The 17,137-nt window shown below is 64.0% G+C and carries 16 protein-coding genes; 5 read left to right on the plus strand and 11 right to left on the minus strand.

The window, feature by feature from the left end; translation table 11 throughout:
• Window positions 1-28: 28 nt before the first annotated feature.
• From ACJ8M3_RS15190 to ACJ8M3_RS15220, 7 genes are all read right to left on the minus strand, one after another.
• The gene (locus ACJ8M3_RS15190) at window positions 29-820 is read right to left on the minus strand and encodes an SDR family oxidoreductase (protein ID WP_420067367.1); all 792 of its coding nucleotides are present in this window, start codon (window positions 818-820) and stop codon (window positions 29-31) included.
• Between the two features lie 4 nt (window positions 821-824).
• Complete coding sequence (locus ACJ8M3_RS15195; protein WP_089197655.1) at window positions 825-1,622, minus strand: molybdenum cofactor biosynthesis F family protein; 798 nt, start codon at window positions 1,620-1,622, stop codon at window positions 825-827.
• A 10-nt stretch (window positions 1,623-1,632) separates the two neighbouring features.
• Window positions 1,633-2,415, minus strand: a complete 783-nt coding sequence (locus ACJ8M3_RS15200; RefSeq protein ID WP_089197654.1) for an SDR family NAD(P)-dependent oxidoreductase — start codon at window positions 2,413-2,415, stop codon at window positions 1,633-1,635.
• Window positions 2,408-2,998: a DUF3156 family protein gene (locus ACJ8M3_RS15205; RefSeq protein ID WP_089197653.1), complete on the minus strand. Its 591-nt coding sequence runs from the start codon at window positions 2,996-2,998 to the stop codon at window positions 2,408-2,410. The genes ACJ8M3_RS15200 and ACJ8M3_RS15205 overlap by 8 nt, the downstream gene beginning before the upstream one ends.
• Window positions 2,973-4,466, minus strand: coding sequence for an APC family permease (locus ACJ8M3_RS15210; protein ID WP_089197652.1), 1,494 nt, complete (start codon window positions 4,464-4,466; stop codon window positions 2,973-2,975). The genes ACJ8M3_RS15205 and ACJ8M3_RS15210 overlap by 26 nt, the downstream gene beginning before the upstream one ends.
• 129 nt (window positions 4,467-4,595) lie before the next feature.
• Window positions 4,596-5,780, minus strand: a complete 1,185-nt coding sequence (locus ACJ8M3_RS15215) for an anaerobic sulfatase maturase (protein WP_047572777.1) — start codon at window positions 5,778-5,780, stop codon at window positions 4,596-4,598.
• Window positions 5,777-7,489, minus strand: a complete 1,713-nt coding sequence (locus ACJ8M3_RS15220; RefSeq protein WP_089197651.1) for an arylsulfatase — start codon at window positions 7,487-7,489, stop codon at window positions 5,777-5,779. Before ACJ8M3_RS15220 ends, ACJ8M3_RS15215 begins: the two co-directional genes overlap by 4 nt.
• 482 nt (window positions 7,490-7,971) lie before the next feature.
• Between ACJ8M3_RS15220 and ACJ8M3_RS15225 the strand changes: the two genes are divergently transcribed.
• From ACJ8M3_RS15225 to ACJ8M3_RS15240, 4 genes are all read left to right on the plus strand, one after another.
• Window positions 7,972-8,619, plus strand: a complete 648-nt coding sequence (locus ACJ8M3_RS15225) for a helix-turn-helix transcriptional regulator (protein ID WP_047572782.1) — start codon at window positions 7,972-7,974, stop codon at window positions 8,617-8,619.
• Between the two features lie 139 nt (window positions 8,620-8,758).
• The gene (locus ACJ8M3_RS15230) at window positions 8,759-9,946 is read left to right on the plus strand and encodes an MFS transporter (RefSeq protein WP_089197650.1); all 1,188 of its coding nucleotides are present in this window, start codon (window positions 8,759-8,761) and stop codon (window positions 9,944-9,946) included.
• Window positions 9,943-11,055: a class II histone deacetylase gene (locus ACJ8M3_RS15235; protein ID WP_033641755.1), complete on the plus strand. Its 1,113-nt coding sequence runs from the start codon at window positions 9,943-9,945 to the stop codon at window positions 11,053-11,055. Before ACJ8M3_RS15230 ends, ACJ8M3_RS15235 begins: the two co-directional genes overlap by 4 nt.
• A gap of 95 nt (window positions 11,056-11,150) precedes the next feature.
• Complete coding sequence (locus ACJ8M3_RS15240) at window positions 11,151-11,957, plus strand: alpha/beta hydrolase (protein ID WP_033641754.1); 807 nt, start codon at window positions 11,151-11,153, stop codon at window positions 11,955-11,957.
• 38 nt (window positions 11,958-11,995) lie between these two features.
• On the opposite strand, the gene ACJ8M3_RS15245 is transcribed toward ACJ8M3_RS15240, so the two are convergent.
• The 3 genes from ACJ8M3_RS15245 to ACJ8M3_RS15255 form a co-directional block, all read right to left on the minus strand.
• Window positions 11,996-12,361, minus strand: a complete 366-nt coding sequence (locus ACJ8M3_RS15245) for a cupin domain-containing protein (protein ID WP_015376517.1) — start codon at window positions 12,359-12,361, stop codon at window positions 11,996-11,998.
• 18 nt (window positions 12,362-12,379) lie between these two features.
• On the minus strand, window positions 12,380-13,681 hold the full coding sequence (locus tag ACJ8M3_RS15250) for an NAD(P)/FAD-dependent oxidoreductase (RefSeq protein WP_060659993.1): 1,302 nt from the start codon (window positions 13,679-13,681) through the stop codon (window positions 12,380-12,382).
• A gap of 220 nt (window positions 13,682-13,901) precedes the next feature.
• Window positions 13,902-14,660 (minus strand): helix-turn-helix transcriptional regulator, encoded by a 759-nt coding sequence (locus ACJ8M3_RS15255; protein WP_089195434.1) that lies wholly within the window; start codon window positions 14,658-14,660, stop codon window positions 13,902-13,904.
• A gap of 229 nt (window positions 14,661-14,889) precedes the next feature.
• On the opposite strand from ACJ8M3_RS15255, the gene ACJ8M3_RS15260 reads away from it, so the two are divergent.
• A complete protein-coding gene (locus ACJ8M3_RS15260; protein WP_197666611.1) occupies window positions 14,890-16,017 on the plus strand; it encodes an iron-containing alcohol dehydrogenase in 1,128 nt (375 codons plus the stop codon).
• 135 nt (window positions 16,018-16,152) lie between these two features.
• On the opposite strand, the gene ACJ8M3_RS15265 is transcribed toward ACJ8M3_RS15260, so the two are convergent.
• A complete protein-coding gene (locus ACJ8M3_RS15265) occupies window positions 16,153-17,082 on the minus strand; it encodes a LysR family transcriptional regulator (RefSeq protein ID WP_033641749.1) in 930 nt (309 codons plus the stop codon).
• Between the last annotated feature and the right edge of the window lie 55 nt (window positions 17,083-17,137).

Genomic DNA, 17,137 nt, shown 5'->3' on the forward strand with positions numbered 1-17,137 from the left:
AAGTAAGCGACTGGGGTACGTGGCTGCGTCAAGTAAGCAGAGAATTCGTTTCCGGCAACAGCGCGCCGCCGTCCACCACCAGCGTCTGGCCGGTGATGTAGGCCGCCGCCGGCGAGGCGAGAAACACCATCGCCGCGGCGATGTCTTCCGGTTCCCCCAGCCGCCCGAGCGGCACCGCGGCGGCGATCGCCTGATTCACCTGCGCGTCGCCCAGGTTGGCCATCGCCGGCGTGCGGATCATCCCCGGCTCCACGCCGTTGACGCGAATGTTCTCCGCCGCCAACTCCAGCGCCGCCGCGCGAATAAAGCCGTTTACCCCGGCCTTGGAGGCGGCGTAATGCGCCAGCCCCGGATACGCCACCCGCGGGCCGGTCACCGACGAGGTCACCAGCAGGCTGCCGCCGCCGGCGCGGCGCATCCACGGCAGCGCCGCCTGCGCCAGAAAGAACGGCGCCATCAGATTGACGCTCAGCGTGCGTTGCAACAGGGCCGCGTCGATGGCGGTAAACGGCGTCAGCGGAAAATAGGCGGCGTTGTGGATCACCACGTCCAGCCGTTGGTGCCGCTCGCCCACCGCCGCCACCAACTCGGCAATCTGCCCCGGCTCGGCCAGATCGCAGGCCAGCGCCTGTACGTTCCACCCTTCGCCCCGCAGCGTTTGCGCCGCCGCCTGCGCCTGCGGCAGCTGCACGTCCGCGATCGTCACCTCGGCGCCCAGCCGGGCAAAGGCGCTGACGATCGCCAGCCCAATGCCCTGCGCGCCGCCGGTCACCAGCACCGCCTGCCCGGCGAAGGCCTCGGCCGCATAGGTTGCGCTCATCGGCCTATCCTCGCGGGTGGCGCGTGGTGTTGAGCACCTGTGCGTGGGCGCCCACCGCAAAGTTGCTCAGCGCGCTGAAATCGCTGCCCTGATAACCGAGGATCTTGCCGTCGGTGCGCATGCCCTGCAGATCGATCATCACCACGCCCAGCGTCGGAATGATCTTCTCGCGCCAGACGAACAGATAAAGCTGCTCCGCCACCTTCACGTAGTGGCAGCGATCGACGTCCGCCAGCCCCTTCTCCACCCCGTCCAGACACTGCCAGGCGTAGAAGTTGTCGTTCAGGTAGATGTGCTCGTACCGTTCGGTCGGGCTGTAGGTGTACATGTTGCGCATGCCGATCAGCTCATCGGTAAAGCCCGGCGGCGCCACGTCGGCGTCATCCAGCGTGCCGAAGCGGAATTCGGCCTCGACCGCGGTCAGCGGCAGCCCCTGCTCCACCCGGCTAAAGGCGTCGAGCCGCGCCTGCGCTTCGTCCGGCAGCAGGCCGTATACCGCAGTGAAGTTGCCCTGATTGCGGTCGCATACCAGCGTAATGCTGGCGTTGGCGCGGGCGGGATCGAGAAAATCGATGAACAGCACGCCGGGGCGAATGCTGGTGGCGCGATAGGCGATACCGCGCCGCTCCCCCCACTCCAGCGTCTGCGCATCGGTAAACCGACAGCGCTGCGTCGCGCCGTCGCTGAAACGCAGCGTCAGCGTGGTGCCCGCCAGGCCGTGCTGGCGTTCCAGCGTATTGCTGTGCGGCGCAAAGCCTTCCGCCAGCGCGCCAACCTGAATGAATACCGCTTCTGAACTCATGGAATGCTCCTTATAGGGAAGTGAAAGCCAGGGTCGGCACATCGACAATGGTGGAGCCGCCGTCGGCCACCAGCGTCGCGCCGGTAATGATTGAAGCTTCGCTGGAGCAGAGGAAACGGCAGACGCGGGCGATCTCCTCGGCGCTGGCCGGCCGGCGCAGCGGCACGTCGCGGCAGACCATCTGGTAAGCCTGCTCCAGCGAAATCTGATGGGCGTCCATCAACAGCTGCATCTCTTCGTCCGCCATCGGCGTGGTCACCCAGCCCGGGCACACCGCGTTGGCGCGCACGCCCAGCGGGCCATAGTCGCGGGCGATGGAACGCATCAGCCCGATCAGCGCATGTTTGGCGGTAACGTAGCCGCAGACCTCCGGCCCGGCGGCCAGCGAGGCGATCGAGGCCACGAACAGCAGGTTGCCGCCGCTTTTAATCAGCTCCGGCAGGCAGGCACGCGCGCTGGCGAAAGCGCTGTTGAGGTTGCTGTCCATCGCCCCTTGCCACTGCGCGTCGGTCATCTCGGTGATGCGCTTGAAGCCCATGCCGCCGGCGCTGCCGATCAGACAGTCGATGCGTCCGGCGTCGCGCAGAATCGCCGGCAGCAGCGTGTGGTTCCAGCTCTCGCCGCTGGCGGCGTCGCCCACCAGCGCCTGCGCGCCGATCTCTTGCGCCAGCGCCGCCAGCGGTTCCGGGCGGCGGCCGATGATGAACACCCGATCGCCCTGCGCCGCCAGCAGGCGGGCGCAGGCGGCGCCGACGCCGGTACCGCCGCCGGTAATCACAACCACTCTATTCATGATTCAGCTTCTCCATCAGTTGGCCGATCATCAGCAGGCTGCTCAACAGCAGCCGCCGCTGTTCGGCATCCAGCCGCAGATAGCGGCGGCCGGCCGGTAAACGGCTGACCACCTCCGACGCGGCAAAATGTTCGATATCCACCTGCCAGCGCCCGTCGTTCACCGTCAGCCGCACGCGGCGAAAATCCAGCTGCGCCAGCGTCTCACCGATCTGCGGGTAGCGCTGCAGGCCGTCCAGCACCCGCTGCGCGGCCGCATGGCGCTGGCGCAACAGATAACGCACCCCGCGCCGCCGCAGCCAGCCGCCGGTCACCACGTCCAGCGTCAGCGGAGGCTGCGCTGCGCACGTGCCCTGCAACCGAAAGCGGTGGCTGACGATATGCGCCATAAACAGCCCCTGCACCTGTTCGCCGATCTCGATCTGCGGCCCCTGCGGCAGCGTCAGCCGCAGCAGGCCCGGCGCCAGGCGTTCGCACGCGTAGGGTTCCAGATTGCGCGCCAGACGATCCAGCGCGGCGCCCGGCCGATAGCCCGACGGCGCGCGCCGCCAGGCGCGATTAAGTGAGGGAAGTAAGCCGATCAAACTGCGCCTCCTCGTTTTCACCCTTGGCAAATGCGTTCTCCAGCACCTGCTCGACCGGCACCGGCTTGAACGGGTTCACTTTCTGCACGCACAGCGTCCAGAACAGCGCATAGGCGGCGGTCAGGCCGATCATCCAGCCGAAGGGAATGTAGATGTCGCTCGGGTTCATCCCCGGCGGCGTGATGTAGACGATGGCCAGCACGATGCCGACGCTGGAGACGATTTGCGGCAGCGGGAACCACGGCGATTTATAGGCGCGCGGCAGGTCGGGGCGGCGCACGCGCAGCAGCACCACCGAACAGGTCACCAGCAGGTAGGCCACGCCCCAGGCGCACACCGCCGCCAGCACCAGCGGAATGATCCTGTCGAGGTTGCCCTGAATGGCGAAGGCGTGTACGCAGGGGATCAACACCGCCACCAGTATGCCGACCACCGGCGTTTTAAAGCGCGGGTGCAGATAAGCGAACATGCGCGGCAGCGCGCCGTCCAGCGCCATGCCGTACAAAATGCGCGGCACCGCCGCCATCAGCGTGTTGATGGTCGCCGCGCCCGCCAACAGCAGGCCAACGCCCAGCCAGTATTTGCCGAACTGGCCCATCACCTGGCCGGCGAACGCCGGGATGGCCATCGGCGTTTCCAGCAGGCGCGTGCCGCTGGCGGCGTCGATCACCACGTTTTCCACCTGATGGCTGAGTGCCGCGCCATACAGCGCCATGCACACCGCCACGCCGCACAGCCCGAGCGCCATCGCGCGCGGGATCACCCGATCGCAGCGTTTGATCTCCGGCGCCATCGGCGTCACCAGCTCACAGCCAACGAACATAAACATAGCCATGCCGATCAGGCTGAACACCGCGAACGGATCGTTCAGGCTCAGCGTGCTGCCGAACCAGCCCTCGAGCGGCACCGCATGCGGCGACAGCAGCCCGACGATGCCGAAAATCACCAGCGTGCTCCACATGGCGAAGGTCAGCACGATCTCCGCCTTGCCGAAGGCCTCGATGCCGAACGCGTTGAGCAGGCCGAACACGACAACCAGCCCGACGCCGACCATCCAGGAGGCATTGTGGCTTTCCATCAGGGTGTTGAGGTGCTCGAAGTTCACCAGCGCCATGATGCCGGAAAGAATGGTCTCGGCGGTGCCGGCGAAGATGTGCACGATCAGGTAGGCCGACAGCGCGCCGGTGATGGCGAAAAAGCGCCCCATGCCGCAGGAGATGTAGTCGTAAACCGAACCGGAGGTCGGCAGCAGCGACGCCGCTTCAGAGAAGGTGGTGAGCTGCGCCTGCATCATGATGAAGGCGATCAGCATCGCCAGCGCGAAGGTGTCGCCGCCGATGCCGAAGCCGCTGGTGACCGTCAGAATCACCGGGCTGGCCATGATCACCCCGACCGAACTGGCCAGGGTGGTGGGAAAGCCGACCTTGCCTCGAGCCAGGTGGGCGTGCAACCGCGACGACAGGTTCATGGTTATTTCCTCTTATAGTTTTGGCCTGATGCATGCAGGTGCTTGCAGGTTTTTCACCGCCAGCGGCGGTCATCTCACTATAGAGAGGAAAGGAAAATGCTGACTATCGTCCTTAAGGACGAGACGGTTTCAACCTGCGGCCGCGCTCACGGCGGCGCGCCACTGCCTCGCTCCCTGCGGGCTGCGCGGGTAGGCACGCAGCGGCGCCAGCAGCGCGGAAAAGAAGGCGTAATAGCCGGCGCACAGCCGGTTGTAGCGATCTTCGCCCACATGCGCCGGGCAGCCGCCCTGGCAGACGCTTTTCACGCTGCAGCGTTGGCACTCGCGGCGCAGGCTTTTGTTTTTACCGAACGGCATCTCCGCCGCACTGGCCGCCAGGGTGGCGAGGGGCGTTTGCCGATCGGCATGGCCGAGCAGGTGCTGCGCGTTGATCAGGTGATCGCAGGCGTAGACTCGGCCGTCCGGCTCCATCACCAGATTGCCGCCGCAGCGTTCGGCGTGCACGCAGCTGGGGCTGACATGGGTGAAATACTGCGCGTAGACCTGTTCGATGTTCATCACGAAGACCCGGCCAACGTGTCCGCGGCTACGCCAGCGGCGGTACACCGCCAGCATGAAGCGCCCCCAGTTGGCGGCGCTCAGTCCGTAACCGGCGGTGGGCGCATCCCCTTCCAGCATCAGCGGCTGAAACTGCAGATAACGCGCCCCGATCGCCACCGCATGATCGTAGATCGCCTCGGCGCGATCCGCGACGCCGTCGTGCACCACCATCAGCAGGTTGAAGTCGATCTGATGGCGCTGCAACAACGCAATGCCGCGCAACGCGGCGTCATAGCTGGCGCCGCCGCGCTTGTCCGGCCGGTGGGCGTCCTGCACCTCGCGATCGCCGTCCAGGCTGACGCCGAGGATAAAGTGATGCTGCCGGAACAGCCGGCACCAGGCGTCGTTCAGCAAGGTACCGTTGGTCTGCAGGCTGTTGCTGATCCGCACGCCCGGCGGCGCGTAGCGGCGCTGCAACGCCAGCGCCCGCTTGTAAAAACCGATCCCCGCCAGCAGCGGCTCACCGCCCTGCCAGACGAAGTTGATCTCGCGGCTGTAACGCGGCTGGGCGGCGATGTAGCCGCGGATAAATTCCGCCAGCAGGTCGTCGTCCATCTTGCGCGTCCGCTCCTGCTGGCGCTGCGGGTAGTAGCAGTAGCGGCAACCCAGGTTGCAGCCGGCGCCGATCGGCTTCACCAGCAAATGAAAAGGCGCCGCCGCGCGCGGTTCGCTCTCTACCGGGATCTGCTGCGCGCGCAGCTGGGCCAGGTTCATGGTGCCGCCTGCGGTAACGGTTTGTGGGTCTGCGGATCCAAGCCAATGTAGTCGCCGGTGCTGGCGTCTACGCCGAGGTAGTCGATCGCTGCGCCTTTCGCTTCAATGACCATGCCCTGCAGCGCAAAGCGGCGATACGCCTCGCTCAGCCGTTTGACTTGATCCGGGTTGGCGGCGGCCAGATCGCGCGTCTCCAGCGGATCGTCATGCAGGTTGAACAGCCCCCACGGCGCCATCTGCGCCGTCGGCCCGGCCTTCACCAACCGCCGCAGCTTCCAGACGCCGTCCACATAGGCGGCCTGGTTATGCAGCTCCACGCCGTAGGTCGCGCGCGGCACGCCGTCGGCCTCGCCGCTGAAATAGCGCTTGAAGCTGACGCCGACCATCGGCAGCGTCGGTTTGGCCTTCAGCGGTTTGTTGGCGTCGATGCCGGCATAGTCGTACAGCGTCGGGGCGATGTCATATACCGCCATCGGCGTGCGGTCGATGCCGCCGCGCCCCTTCAGCCGCGGCGCGGAGATGATGAAATCGGTATTGATGCCGCCCTGTGCGCTGGTGGTTTTGTGGTAGTTGGCATACGGCGCATTGCTGACGTTGGCCCAGTGCGGCCCGTAAGAAATGAACGATCCCTTGCGGCCGAGGTTGGCGTAGCTGTTGTCGAACTGCCGCCAATACTCCGGCTTCGAGCCGTAGTAGAAGCCGCTGGCCGGGTTGGCGCCGTTGTCGGTGGCGAACACGATCACCGTATTTTGGTCGCGGCCGGTCTGCTTCAGGGTGTTCAGCACCGCGCCGACCTGATCGTCCATGTAAGCAATCATCGCCGCGTACACCTGCATGGTCTTGGCTTCGTATTTTTGCTGCTCGGGCGTCAGCGCGTTCCAGGCCTTATCCAGCGCCAGCGTCGGCATCGGCGTGCGATCGGAAATCAACCCCAGCGCTTTCAGGCGCTGAATGCGCTGCTGATAGGCCTGCTGGTAACCGGCGTCGTATTTGCCGTCGAATTTGGCGATCCAGTCATCCGGCGCCTGCAATGGATCGTGCGGCGCAGTGAACGCCAGATAGGCGAAGACGGGCTTATTCAGCGGCGTATCGCGGATCCACTGTTCCAGCTGATCGGCATAGGCCTTGCTGGAGTAGAAATCTTTGGGCAACGACACGCGTTTGCCGTTCAGGGTGTAGAAGGTGTGGAACGCCTCCACGGTGCCCAGCGGTTTCGCATCGTCGAAATGACTGGTGCCGCCGCCCATAAAGGCGAAGGCGCGCTCGAAGCCGCGATCGGTCGGTTTGGCGCCGTCGACATAGCCCAGGTGCCATTTGCCCGCCATCATGGTGGCGTAACCCGCGTCGCGAAAACGCTCCGGCAATGTGGTCACGCGGTCGGTCAGCCGCATTTCATAGCCCGGCTGCGCGGCGGTGCTCTCATACCACCACATGCCGCCCATGCCGGCCTGCTGATTGGTGTTGCCGGTCATCAGCATCGACCGCGCCGGCGCCGACATCGGCGAGGTGTAGTACTGGCTCATGCGCACGCCCCGTTCGGCCAGCGCCTGCAGGTTGGGCGTCGGTATCTCGCCGCCGAACGGGCTGATGTCGGAGTAGCCCATGTCGTCCACCAGAATGATCAGCACATTGGGGCGATCGGCATCCGCCCCCTGCGCCAGGCCCGATAAGGCGCCGCTCAACGCCACCGCCAACGTTTTTTTCTGCATCGTTCGTTCCCCGTATGGTCATGCGGACTGAACAACCCGACGCCTCAGCCCGAGAAAGGTCATCATTTTTTCGTCTTATACGTTTGGCGCCGCCTGGCGCTATCTTCAATTCGCAGTGTAGGAAGCGGTGGAAAAGCCTGGCTATCGTTCTTAAGAACGAGGGACGGCGACGGTCGCGCCGGTTGTAGCACGCGCTGGGCGGCGAGGGCTTCGCCCAGGCAAGCAGTGAAAAGCGCTGTAAATTCAGCGGGAAAAGCGGTGAATTATTTCATTAACCTATTAATGAAAACCGCAGAAAATCCGACCTGAAAACCCCTGACCATTGCAGTGTCATCTTGTTATTTCTGTGTTTTATTGCAATCGGCCTCACGTTGTTAATATGTTTTTATTGTGTTGCCAAATTGCTACAACTATGCTTGTATCGTTCATATATTGACCGCCAACATTCTCCAGATTGAACGATAAAGGGAGGAATACGAATCATGCACAGCACAGCATCCGATGCCTTTATCAACAGTTGTTTGGCGACCATCACGCACCTGATCCCGGTGTCCGCCGGGGTGTTTTATCTGGTCGATCGCGACCTGCGGCCGGATCACTACATCCTGCACGGCATGCCCGATAAAACGCATCAGCAATACTTGAACCACTTCCAGCAAATAGACCCGCTGCAGCCGGCCAACTTCCATCGCCAGGACATCACCATGGTCGGCATGAGCCCGGCGGCGATCGCCGGCAACCGCCGCTATTACCACGACTTTATGCTGCCGAACGACATGCGCGACATGACGGAAATTTTCATTCGCCAACGCAAACGCATCGTCGCCGGGGTGTCGTTGATCCGCGATACGCCGTTTACCGACGTGGAGCGCGGCCGCCTGCGCGCGGTGCTGCCGCTGATCGAGCTGGCGACGCGCGATCTGCTGCCCGACAGCGAGGCGCAGCTGCTGACCGCCAAGGAACAAGAGATCGTCAACCTGGTGCGCGAAGGCGCCAGCAATAAGCGCATCGCCCTGAAGCTGGGCATTTCGCTGTCCACGGTGAAAACCCATATGCGCAACATTTTCGCCAAAACCGACGTGGTGAACCGCACCGAACTGGTCGCCGGCGGCTTTCTCGCCCACGGTTAACGCCCGATAACGGCCGCCGCTGCCGACGGCCGGAAAATAACGCCAAAACGTATTCGCCATTTATGGCGCGGCCTCCCCCTGCCCGCAATCGGGCCGGGCGGGATATTTCATCGTCACTCAACGCTCGGGGAAAAGGTTTATGTCCAGTGATTCGGTTTCCGCGCCCGCCGTCGGCACGGCGCTCCCCTGCCCGCCGCGGCTGTTGACCGCCATTATCGTCTTCGCCGCCATTGCGCCGGGCATTCTGATGACCGCCCCCGCCGTGGCCGCTCAGCTCGCCGCGCAGTGGCAGCTCGGCCCGGCGCAAATTGGCCACCTGTTCTCCACCGAACTCGGCGCCATGAGCCTGGCTACGCTGCCGGCGTGGTGGTGGATCGGGCGCATCAACTGGCGGCGGGTCGCTACGCTGTCGGCGCTGGTGTTTATCGCCGGCAACCTGGCTTCGGCGCTGGTGCAAGATTTTACCTTGCTGCTGCCGCTGCGCTTCATCGCCTCGCTGGCGGGCGGCACCCTGATGATCCTGTGCATCACCTGCGCCGCCGGCACCGCCAATCCCAGCCGCGTCTATGCCTTCTGGGTGCTCGGCCAGCTGGTGCTGGGCGCGGTCGGGCTGCTGGTGCTGCCACCGCTGTTCGCGCACTTTGGCCTGATGGCGGTCTACCTGATTTTGGCCGCCATCATGCTGTGCTGCCTGCCGCTCATCCCGGCGTTTCCCAACGGTTTCACCGCCGCCCGCGCCGCCCGCAGCGGCCCCGCCGCCTCACTGGCGCGCAAGCTGTGCGCCGTGCTGGCGGTGCTGACCTTTTACATCAGCCTGAGTGCCGTCTGGACCTTTATCGGCGGCATCGCCGCCGGCGCCGGGCTGTCGCCGGCCCACAGCGGCCAGGTGCTGGCCGTCGCCACCTTGCTCGGCATCGTCGGCGCCGGCGCCGCGGCGCTGATCGGCGCGCGCTTCGGCGGCGGACGCCTGATCGTGCTGGGGTACGCCCTGCTGCTGGCCAGCGTGGCGCTGCTGACGGGCCAGCCCCTGCTCCTGCGCTTCGCCCTGGCCGCCCTGCTGTTCAAATTCACCTGGACCTTCGTGCTGCCATTCATTCTGGCACGGGTCGCCGGGCTGGATAACGACGGCAAGCTGATGAACGGCATCAACCTGGTGATCGGCGGCGGCATGGCCATCGGCCCGACGCTGGCCGGCTATCTGATCGAATCTTCCGGCGGTTTCAACGCCTTGCTGTTCGGCGCGCTGGGCTGCGCGCTGCTGTCGCTGCTGTTGATTTCGCTGGCTTCACCGCGCGCACCGCGCCGTATAACAGGAGGAGAAAGGTGAAAAGAACAACCGGTTTCTTGTTTGATGAACGCTGTTTCTGGCACAGCACCGGCCTGCACGCCACTACCCTGCCGGTCGGCGGTTGGGTGCAACCGCCTTCGGGCGCCGGCCACGCCGAGTCGCCGGAAACCAAACGGCGCATGAAGAACCTGATGGACGTGTCCGGCCTGTCGCGCCAGCTCACCCTGCTGAGCGCCGAACCGGCAACGGAAGAAGATCTGCTGCGCATTCACCCCGCCCACTACCTGCAGCGTTTCAAACAGGTGAGCGACAGCGGCGGCGGCCTGCTGGGGGAGGAAGCGCCGCTGGGGCCGGGCAGCTATGAAATCGCCAAACTCTCCGCCGGGCTGGCCTGTGCGGCGGTGGAGGCGGTGCTGCAGGGCGAACTGGATAATGCCTATGCGCTGTCGCGCCCGCCGGGCCACCACTGCCTGCCGGATCAATCGATGGGCTTCTGCTTCCTGGCCAATATTCCCATCGCCATCGAGCGCGCCAAGGCCCGTTACGGCCTCGGAAAAGTGGCGGTGCTCGACTGGGACGTGCACCACGGCAACGGCACCCAGCACATCTATTGGCGGCGCGGCGACGTGCTGACGCTGTCGCTGCATCAGGACGGCTGCTTCCCGGCGGGCTATTCCGGCGAACAGGATCGCGGTGAAGGCGCCGGGGCGGGCTGCAACGTCAACGTGCCGATGCTGGCCGGCGCCGGCGACGACGGCTACCTGCACGCCATGCGGCGCATCATCATCCCGGCGCTGGAAAAATTCGAGCCGGAAATGATCATCGTCGCCTGCGGTTACGACGCCAACGCGCTCGATCCGCTGGCGCGCATGCAGCTGCACAGCGACAGCTTCCGCGCCATGACCGCGCTGGTGCAGGAGGCCGCCGATCGGCTGTGCGGCGGCAAACTGGTGATGGTGCATGAAGGCGGCTACGCCGAATCCTACGTGCCGTTCTGCGGGCTGGCGGTGATGGAACAGCTGAGCGGCGTGCGCACGGAAGTGCAGGATCCGCTGCTGGCGTTCATCCAGCAACAGCAGCCGCGCGACGCGTTCAACCGCTTCCAGCGCGAAGCGCTCGACGCGTTGGCGCGCCAGTTCGGCCTGTAACCCCCCTCTCTGCGGGCGCCGCACCCGGCGCCCCTGACAACCTCGCCGCCAGCCGCTACGCTGAAGGGCAACCCTACCACCATGAGAACAATAACATGTCCGAACAAACCGTCAGCTTTATCAAAGGCCGTCACGGCGATATCGCCGTGCACGACTGGGGAAACGACAAGCCGCGCTATCTGGCGTTGCTGGTGCACGGCTACGGCGAGCACCTCGGCCGCTATCAATACGTGGCGCGCACGCTGCAGGCGCAGGGCGCGCGGGTGTTCGGCCCCGACCATCTCGGCCACGGCCTGTCACAGGGCGAACGCGTGCTGATCGAAGATTATGACGCCGTGGTCGACGACGTGCAGCGCGTGGTCAGCCATTTCCGGCAGCAATATCCCACCTTGCCGCTGGTGGTGATCGGCCACTCGATGGGCGGCATGATTGCCACCCGCTACGTGCAGCGCCATGGCGAGGAAGTGCGCGCGCTGGTGCTGTCCGGCCCGCTGCTCGGCGACAGAACGGCGATTTCCGATCTGGCCGAACTGCCGACGATCCCCGACTCGCCGCTGGATACCGCCACCCTGGCGCGCGATCCGGCGGTCGGCGCGGCCTATCAGGAGGATCCGCTGGTGTGGCACGGGCCGTTCAAGCGCCCCACCCTGCGCGCCATGCAGCGGATGCTCGCCGCCATCAACGCCGGGCCGGGCTTCGGCGCGCTGCCCACGCTGTGGATCCACGGCGATGACGATCGGCTGGTGCTGATGAGCGAAACGCAAACCGCGCTCGATCGTCTGCAGGGCGACGACTTCGAACAGCTGATCAATGCAGGCGGGCGGCACGAGAGCTTTAACGAAACCAATAAGGATCAGATCCTCAAGCGGGTGACCGATTTTATTGCGCGGGCGCTGGGCTAAGGCGTTCCCCCTCAGCATGCTGAGGGGGCATAAAAGCGTCAGCCCTCGACGATGGCGAGGTAGTGTTTGACGAAGCGATCCGAGGTGATGTCCCAACGCACCGGAGTGCCCTTCTCGACGAACCAGGAGTCGCCGGCCTGATACTGCACCGATTCGCCGGTGCGTTCGTTGGTCAGGGTGGCGCTGCCTTCCCACACCGTGGCGTGCTCGGCGAACGGATACTCCATCACGAAGCTGCCGCGGGTGCAGCTGAACACGCCGCAGTTCAGGTTGTCGGTCGGTTCGCCGAAGATGCTGGCCACGCCGACGTTTGGCGTGCCGGCGATCACCGTGGCGCCCAGGTTGCTGACGCTGCCGATCTCCAGCAGTTCAGGCAGCGGTTGTTTAAGCAGTAACGGTTTCATGTGATTCTCCTCTGAGGGTTAACGGCGGCCTTTCCAGTAGCCGGATGTCTGGTGCCAAACCTTACCGGCGGTGGTCATCACCCGCCGCAGCTTGTCCTTGCCGAAGATGTTGACGTGCGGGATCGAGCTCATCAGATCGTAGCGATCGGATCCTTCGCTCATGCCCTCTGCCAGCACCTTGCACACGATGTGGCTCGGCGTCACACCGAAGCCGGAGTAGCCCTGCACGTAAAACACGTTGTCGCGATCCGGCAGCGTGCCGATCTGCGGGAACAGGTTGGCGCTGCAGCACAGCGGGCCACCCCAGGCCAGATCGATCTTCACGTCTTTCAGGTACGGGAACACCTTCAGCATCAGGTTACGGTTCCAGGCCTTGAGATCCGACGGGAAGTATTCGATCAGGCGGGTGGCGCTGCCGAACAGCAGCCGGTTCTCGTTGGTCACCCGGTAATAGTCGATCACCGGGCGGATGTCGCTGTAGGCGCCGCGGATCGGGCTGATCTGACGGATCAGTTCGTCAGACAGCGGCTCGGTGGCCAGCTGGAAGGCGTAGGTATTGATGGTCTTGCGGTAGATCTGCGGCTCCATGCCGTTGAGGAAGCCGTTGCAGGCCCACAGCATCTTGTTAGCGCGCACCGAGCCCATGGCGGTGCGCACCGTGATGCGCGGGCCATACTCCACGTTGAGCACGCTGCTGTTCTCGAAAATTTTCACCCCGTAGCCGCTCAGCGCCTTGGCCTCGCCCAGCAACAGGTTGAGCGAATGCACGTGGCCGCCACCCATGTGTTTCAGCGCGCAGGTGTAGGCATCGGAGCCCACCACCTGCTTCACCTCCGCCCCGGTGTAGAGTTCAATCTCCTCCTGCGGCGCTACCGCCCTGAACTCCTTCAGCCAGCCGCGCAGGGTCTTCTCCTGGCGCGCGTTGCTGCCGAGATAGCCGTAGCCGAAGCAGAAGTCGGCGTCGATGTCATATTTCTTGATGCGCTCGCGGATAATGCCGGCGCCGAGGTTGCTGATCTTGAAGATGGTTTCCAGCCCGGACGGGCCGACGTGGCGTTTGATCTTCTCCAGATCGTGGCCGATGCCGGCCATCACCTGGCCGCCGTTGCGCCCGGTGCCGCCGTAGCCCAGATAGCGGCCCTCGAGAATGGCGATGTTGGTGATGCCCTTCTCCGCCAGCTCCAGCGCGGTGTTGATGCCGGAGAAGCCGCCGCCGATGATCACCACGTCAACGTCCAGATCCTCTTCCAGCGTCGGGAAGCGCAGATCGTATTTTTTGGTCGCCGCGTAGTAGGTTAAGGACTCGATTTCGTTGTTCACTGCCGCACTCCCGATTGCCTATGCCATGACATCGGATTATCGGGAGGCAGCAGCCGTGCCGCTATGTCCCCTTAGGGACATTCGTCCCCTTCATCTTTCAAACTACAGCGTTGTTGGCTGCTGACGTTCACCCCAGTCACTTACCTAAGTAAGCTCCTGGGGACGCTCGTCCTGGCCGCCTAGCTGTAGCTTGAAAGCTATAGGGGATAGATCGATACATTCACGCGCTGCGTCGCTGCGGGGCGGCCAGCAGCAGGCTGAACAGTTCGGCCTGCGAACCGATGTTCAGCTTGCCGTAGATGTTCTTGCGGTGGTTTTTTACCGTGCCGAGGCTGATGAACAGCCGGTCGGCGATCTGCTGCGAACCGCAGCCGGCGAGGATCAGATCGACAATCTCACGCTCGCGCGGCGTCAGCAGATAGCGCGCCTGGGCGCCGTCATCGTTCACCGTCGCGGCCTCGGCCGGCGCCACCACCACTTCGCCGTGCAGCCGCGCCACGCTTTTCACCAGCGTCAGCGCGCTGCGCAGATCCGCCCACTGCGGGTAGCGCACCGCCACCGTGCGGCGCGCCGAACCGAAAAAGACGCCCAGCCCGCGCTCCGGCGTCAGTTGCAGCAGCACGCCGGCCTCGTCGTGCCAGCCGGTCTTGTGATAAAAATTACGGTAATAGTCGCTGTGATAAAACCCGCAGGGCGCCAGCTGGCGCAGCGTGAGCACCTCGCCTTCGCCGCCGTCGTTCAGCGCGCGGTAAAACGGATCCTGCAGGTAGGCGCCCTGCTGGTAGAGCTGATTGACCGCGTCGCTGTTTTCGCGCTCGGTTTTAATCAGGCAGCGCGGCGGCCGGCCGCGTTCGAAGGCATAGACGATGGCGTTGTCGAAGGCGAAAAACCCTTCCAGCCAGTTCAACAGGCTGGGATAAAAGCGTGGGCTGGCCACCGCATCGATCACCGCAGACAAGCGTTCAACCTGAATTTCCATACCCGCCTCGCCATTATTAACACATTAACAATCTACCGATTTCGGATGGGGTTGGCCGCACGACGGCCGGTACTGTTAAAAAAAGCATCCGCAGCGCCGAAATGCAAGAGCGAGATCGTTTACATGTTAAACAACTCACAGGTTGCCGCGGCGGGGAAAGCGGTGGCCGCTCCGCGCCCGCTGGCTTATGCTGTGGCATCGCGACCTGCAACGCCGTCAAGGAGACCTCATGTCCGTCAGCCACATCATCGCCAACCGCCAGACCTGGTTCGGCCGCGGCAGCATCCAGCAGCTGCCGCCGCTGCTGCTTGCCGACCCGCAGCCGACGCTGCTATTCAGCTGCCGCTCTTTTCTCAACGGCCCGGTGTACGCCGGCCTGCGCGAAGCGCTGGCGCCGCTGCTCATCGGCACCGAAATCGTCAGCCACGAGGCGTCGCCGCAGGAAATCGACGCCTGGGTGGCGCGCTGGCGCGGCCAGGCGCGGCGCGTGGTGGCCATCGGCGGCGGCAGCGTGCTGGACGCCGCCAAAGCGTTCTCCGCGCTGGTTGAGCACCCGCTGCCAACGCTGCGCTATATGGAAAAGGTGGGCGACAGCAAAATCAGCGGCGCCACCCTGCCGCTGATCGCCATTCCCACCACCGCCGGCACCGGCAGCGAGGTGACCCAGAACGCGGTGATCACCGATACCCAGGTCAGCAAGGTGAAAGCCTCGCTGCGCCATAACAACTTCGTGCCGCACACCGCCATTCTCGACCCGCAGCTGCTGACGGGCGCCCCGGACAAGGTGCTGGCCTACTGCGCCATCGACGCCTTCACCCACCTGTTCGAGGCCTATCTGTCGAAAACCGCCGGCGCCATGACGCGCGATATGTCGCTGAGCGGCATCCGCCACTTCCTCGCCGCCTGGCCGGCGCTTAACCGCAGCGACGCGGCGCGCGAAGCCATTATGCAGGCTTCCTACCTCGGCGGGCTGACGCTGAGCGCCGCCGGGCTGGGGGTCATTCACGGCATCGCCGGCGAGATCGGCGCGCTGCGCGACTACCACCACGGGCAGGTCTGCGGTCGCCTACTGCTGCCGTTCCTCGCCCTGTTGGAAAGCAGCGAACAGCCGCAGCAGCGCGCGCTGATGGCCGAGCTGGCCGCCAGACTGTACCCGCACTGGCAGGGCAGCCCGGAGAGCTACCTGACCGATTTCATCACCCGCCACGCCATCGCGCCGTTCTGGCAGGACGATTTGCCGATTTCCGGCCAGGAGCTGGCGGTAGCGCTGGAGAAATCCAACAGCAAGAATTCCTGGATCGACTATGCGCCGGCGCAGCGGCAACGGATGATCGAAGAGGCGTTTCGCGTCGAATGATTATATAATCAGATCAACGCACTAGCAGGAGTTAAGGAAATGGGCATCATCGGCTGGATCTTCGCCGGCATCGCGGTCGGCATCCTGGTCGGCGCGCTGATCAGAATCTTCGGCAAGAAGAAAGAGCAGTAAGCGTCACGCTGTTCCGTGGGCCGCCAGCAGGCACTCATGGAACAGCTTCACCACCCGTTGCGGCACCGGCGAGCGGCGCAGCACGCTGGAGTACTCGCAGTGATAGCGGAACAGCGCCGGTTTGATCGCCCGCATCAGGTTCTGCGCCACAAAAAACGCCGCGTAGTGATCCGGCAAAAAGCCGACGTATCTGCCGGACAGGATCAGCGTGGCGATCGACTCTTGCGCGAACCCCGTCGCCTTGCGATGCAAATGTTGCTGCAGGCTCAGTTCCATATTCGGCGAATGGTAGCCCAATCCGGCGAAAGCATAATTGTGCAGCAGATCCCAATTTAATGTTTCATGGCGGGCGGAAAATAATTCATGCTGCGCGCCGCAATATAAGAACATCCTCTCACTGAATAACGAATGATAAGATAAACTTTCCGCGCTGCGGTGCATGGGAATAACGCCAACCTGAAATTGCCCGTCAATAACGCCACGTTCAATGGTATTAATCGGCTCCACGTACATTTGCAAAGAAACCTCCGGCGCGCGCTCGCTGAATAACGCGATGGCCCGGCCGATCTGCGCCTGCGGATTGCTGACCGTATGGTCGAATATCGCCACGTGCAGCTGCCCGCCCATGCGCTGGTGCACCTCGTCCACCCCGCGCCGGAACGCCTCGGTGGCCGCCAGCAGGTTGACGGTTTCCTGGTAGATAATCAGCCCCTCGTCGGTGACCGCAAAGCCCTCGCGCCCGCGCTGGCACAGCGTCAGGCCCAGCCGCTGCTCCAGATCCTTGATGTGCTTGCTGATGGTCGACAGGCTGATATTCAGCTCCAGTTCGGCGGCGCTCATGCCGCCGCAGTCGACCACGGCCTTGAATACCCGCAGCAAACGCAGATCCATATCCGACAATTGTCCCAGCAACGCGCGCTTTTTTACTTGCATAAAACCTTAAGTAAGTTTCGACATATGATTATTCACAGTAGAGAACAAGCGGTAC

It is taken from the genome of Serratia sp. CY55921 (assembly GCF_052167655.1).
GTDB classification, from domain to species: Bacteria; Pseudomonadota; Gammaproteobacteria; order Enterobacterales; family Enterobacteriaceae; genus Serratia; species Serratia ureilytica.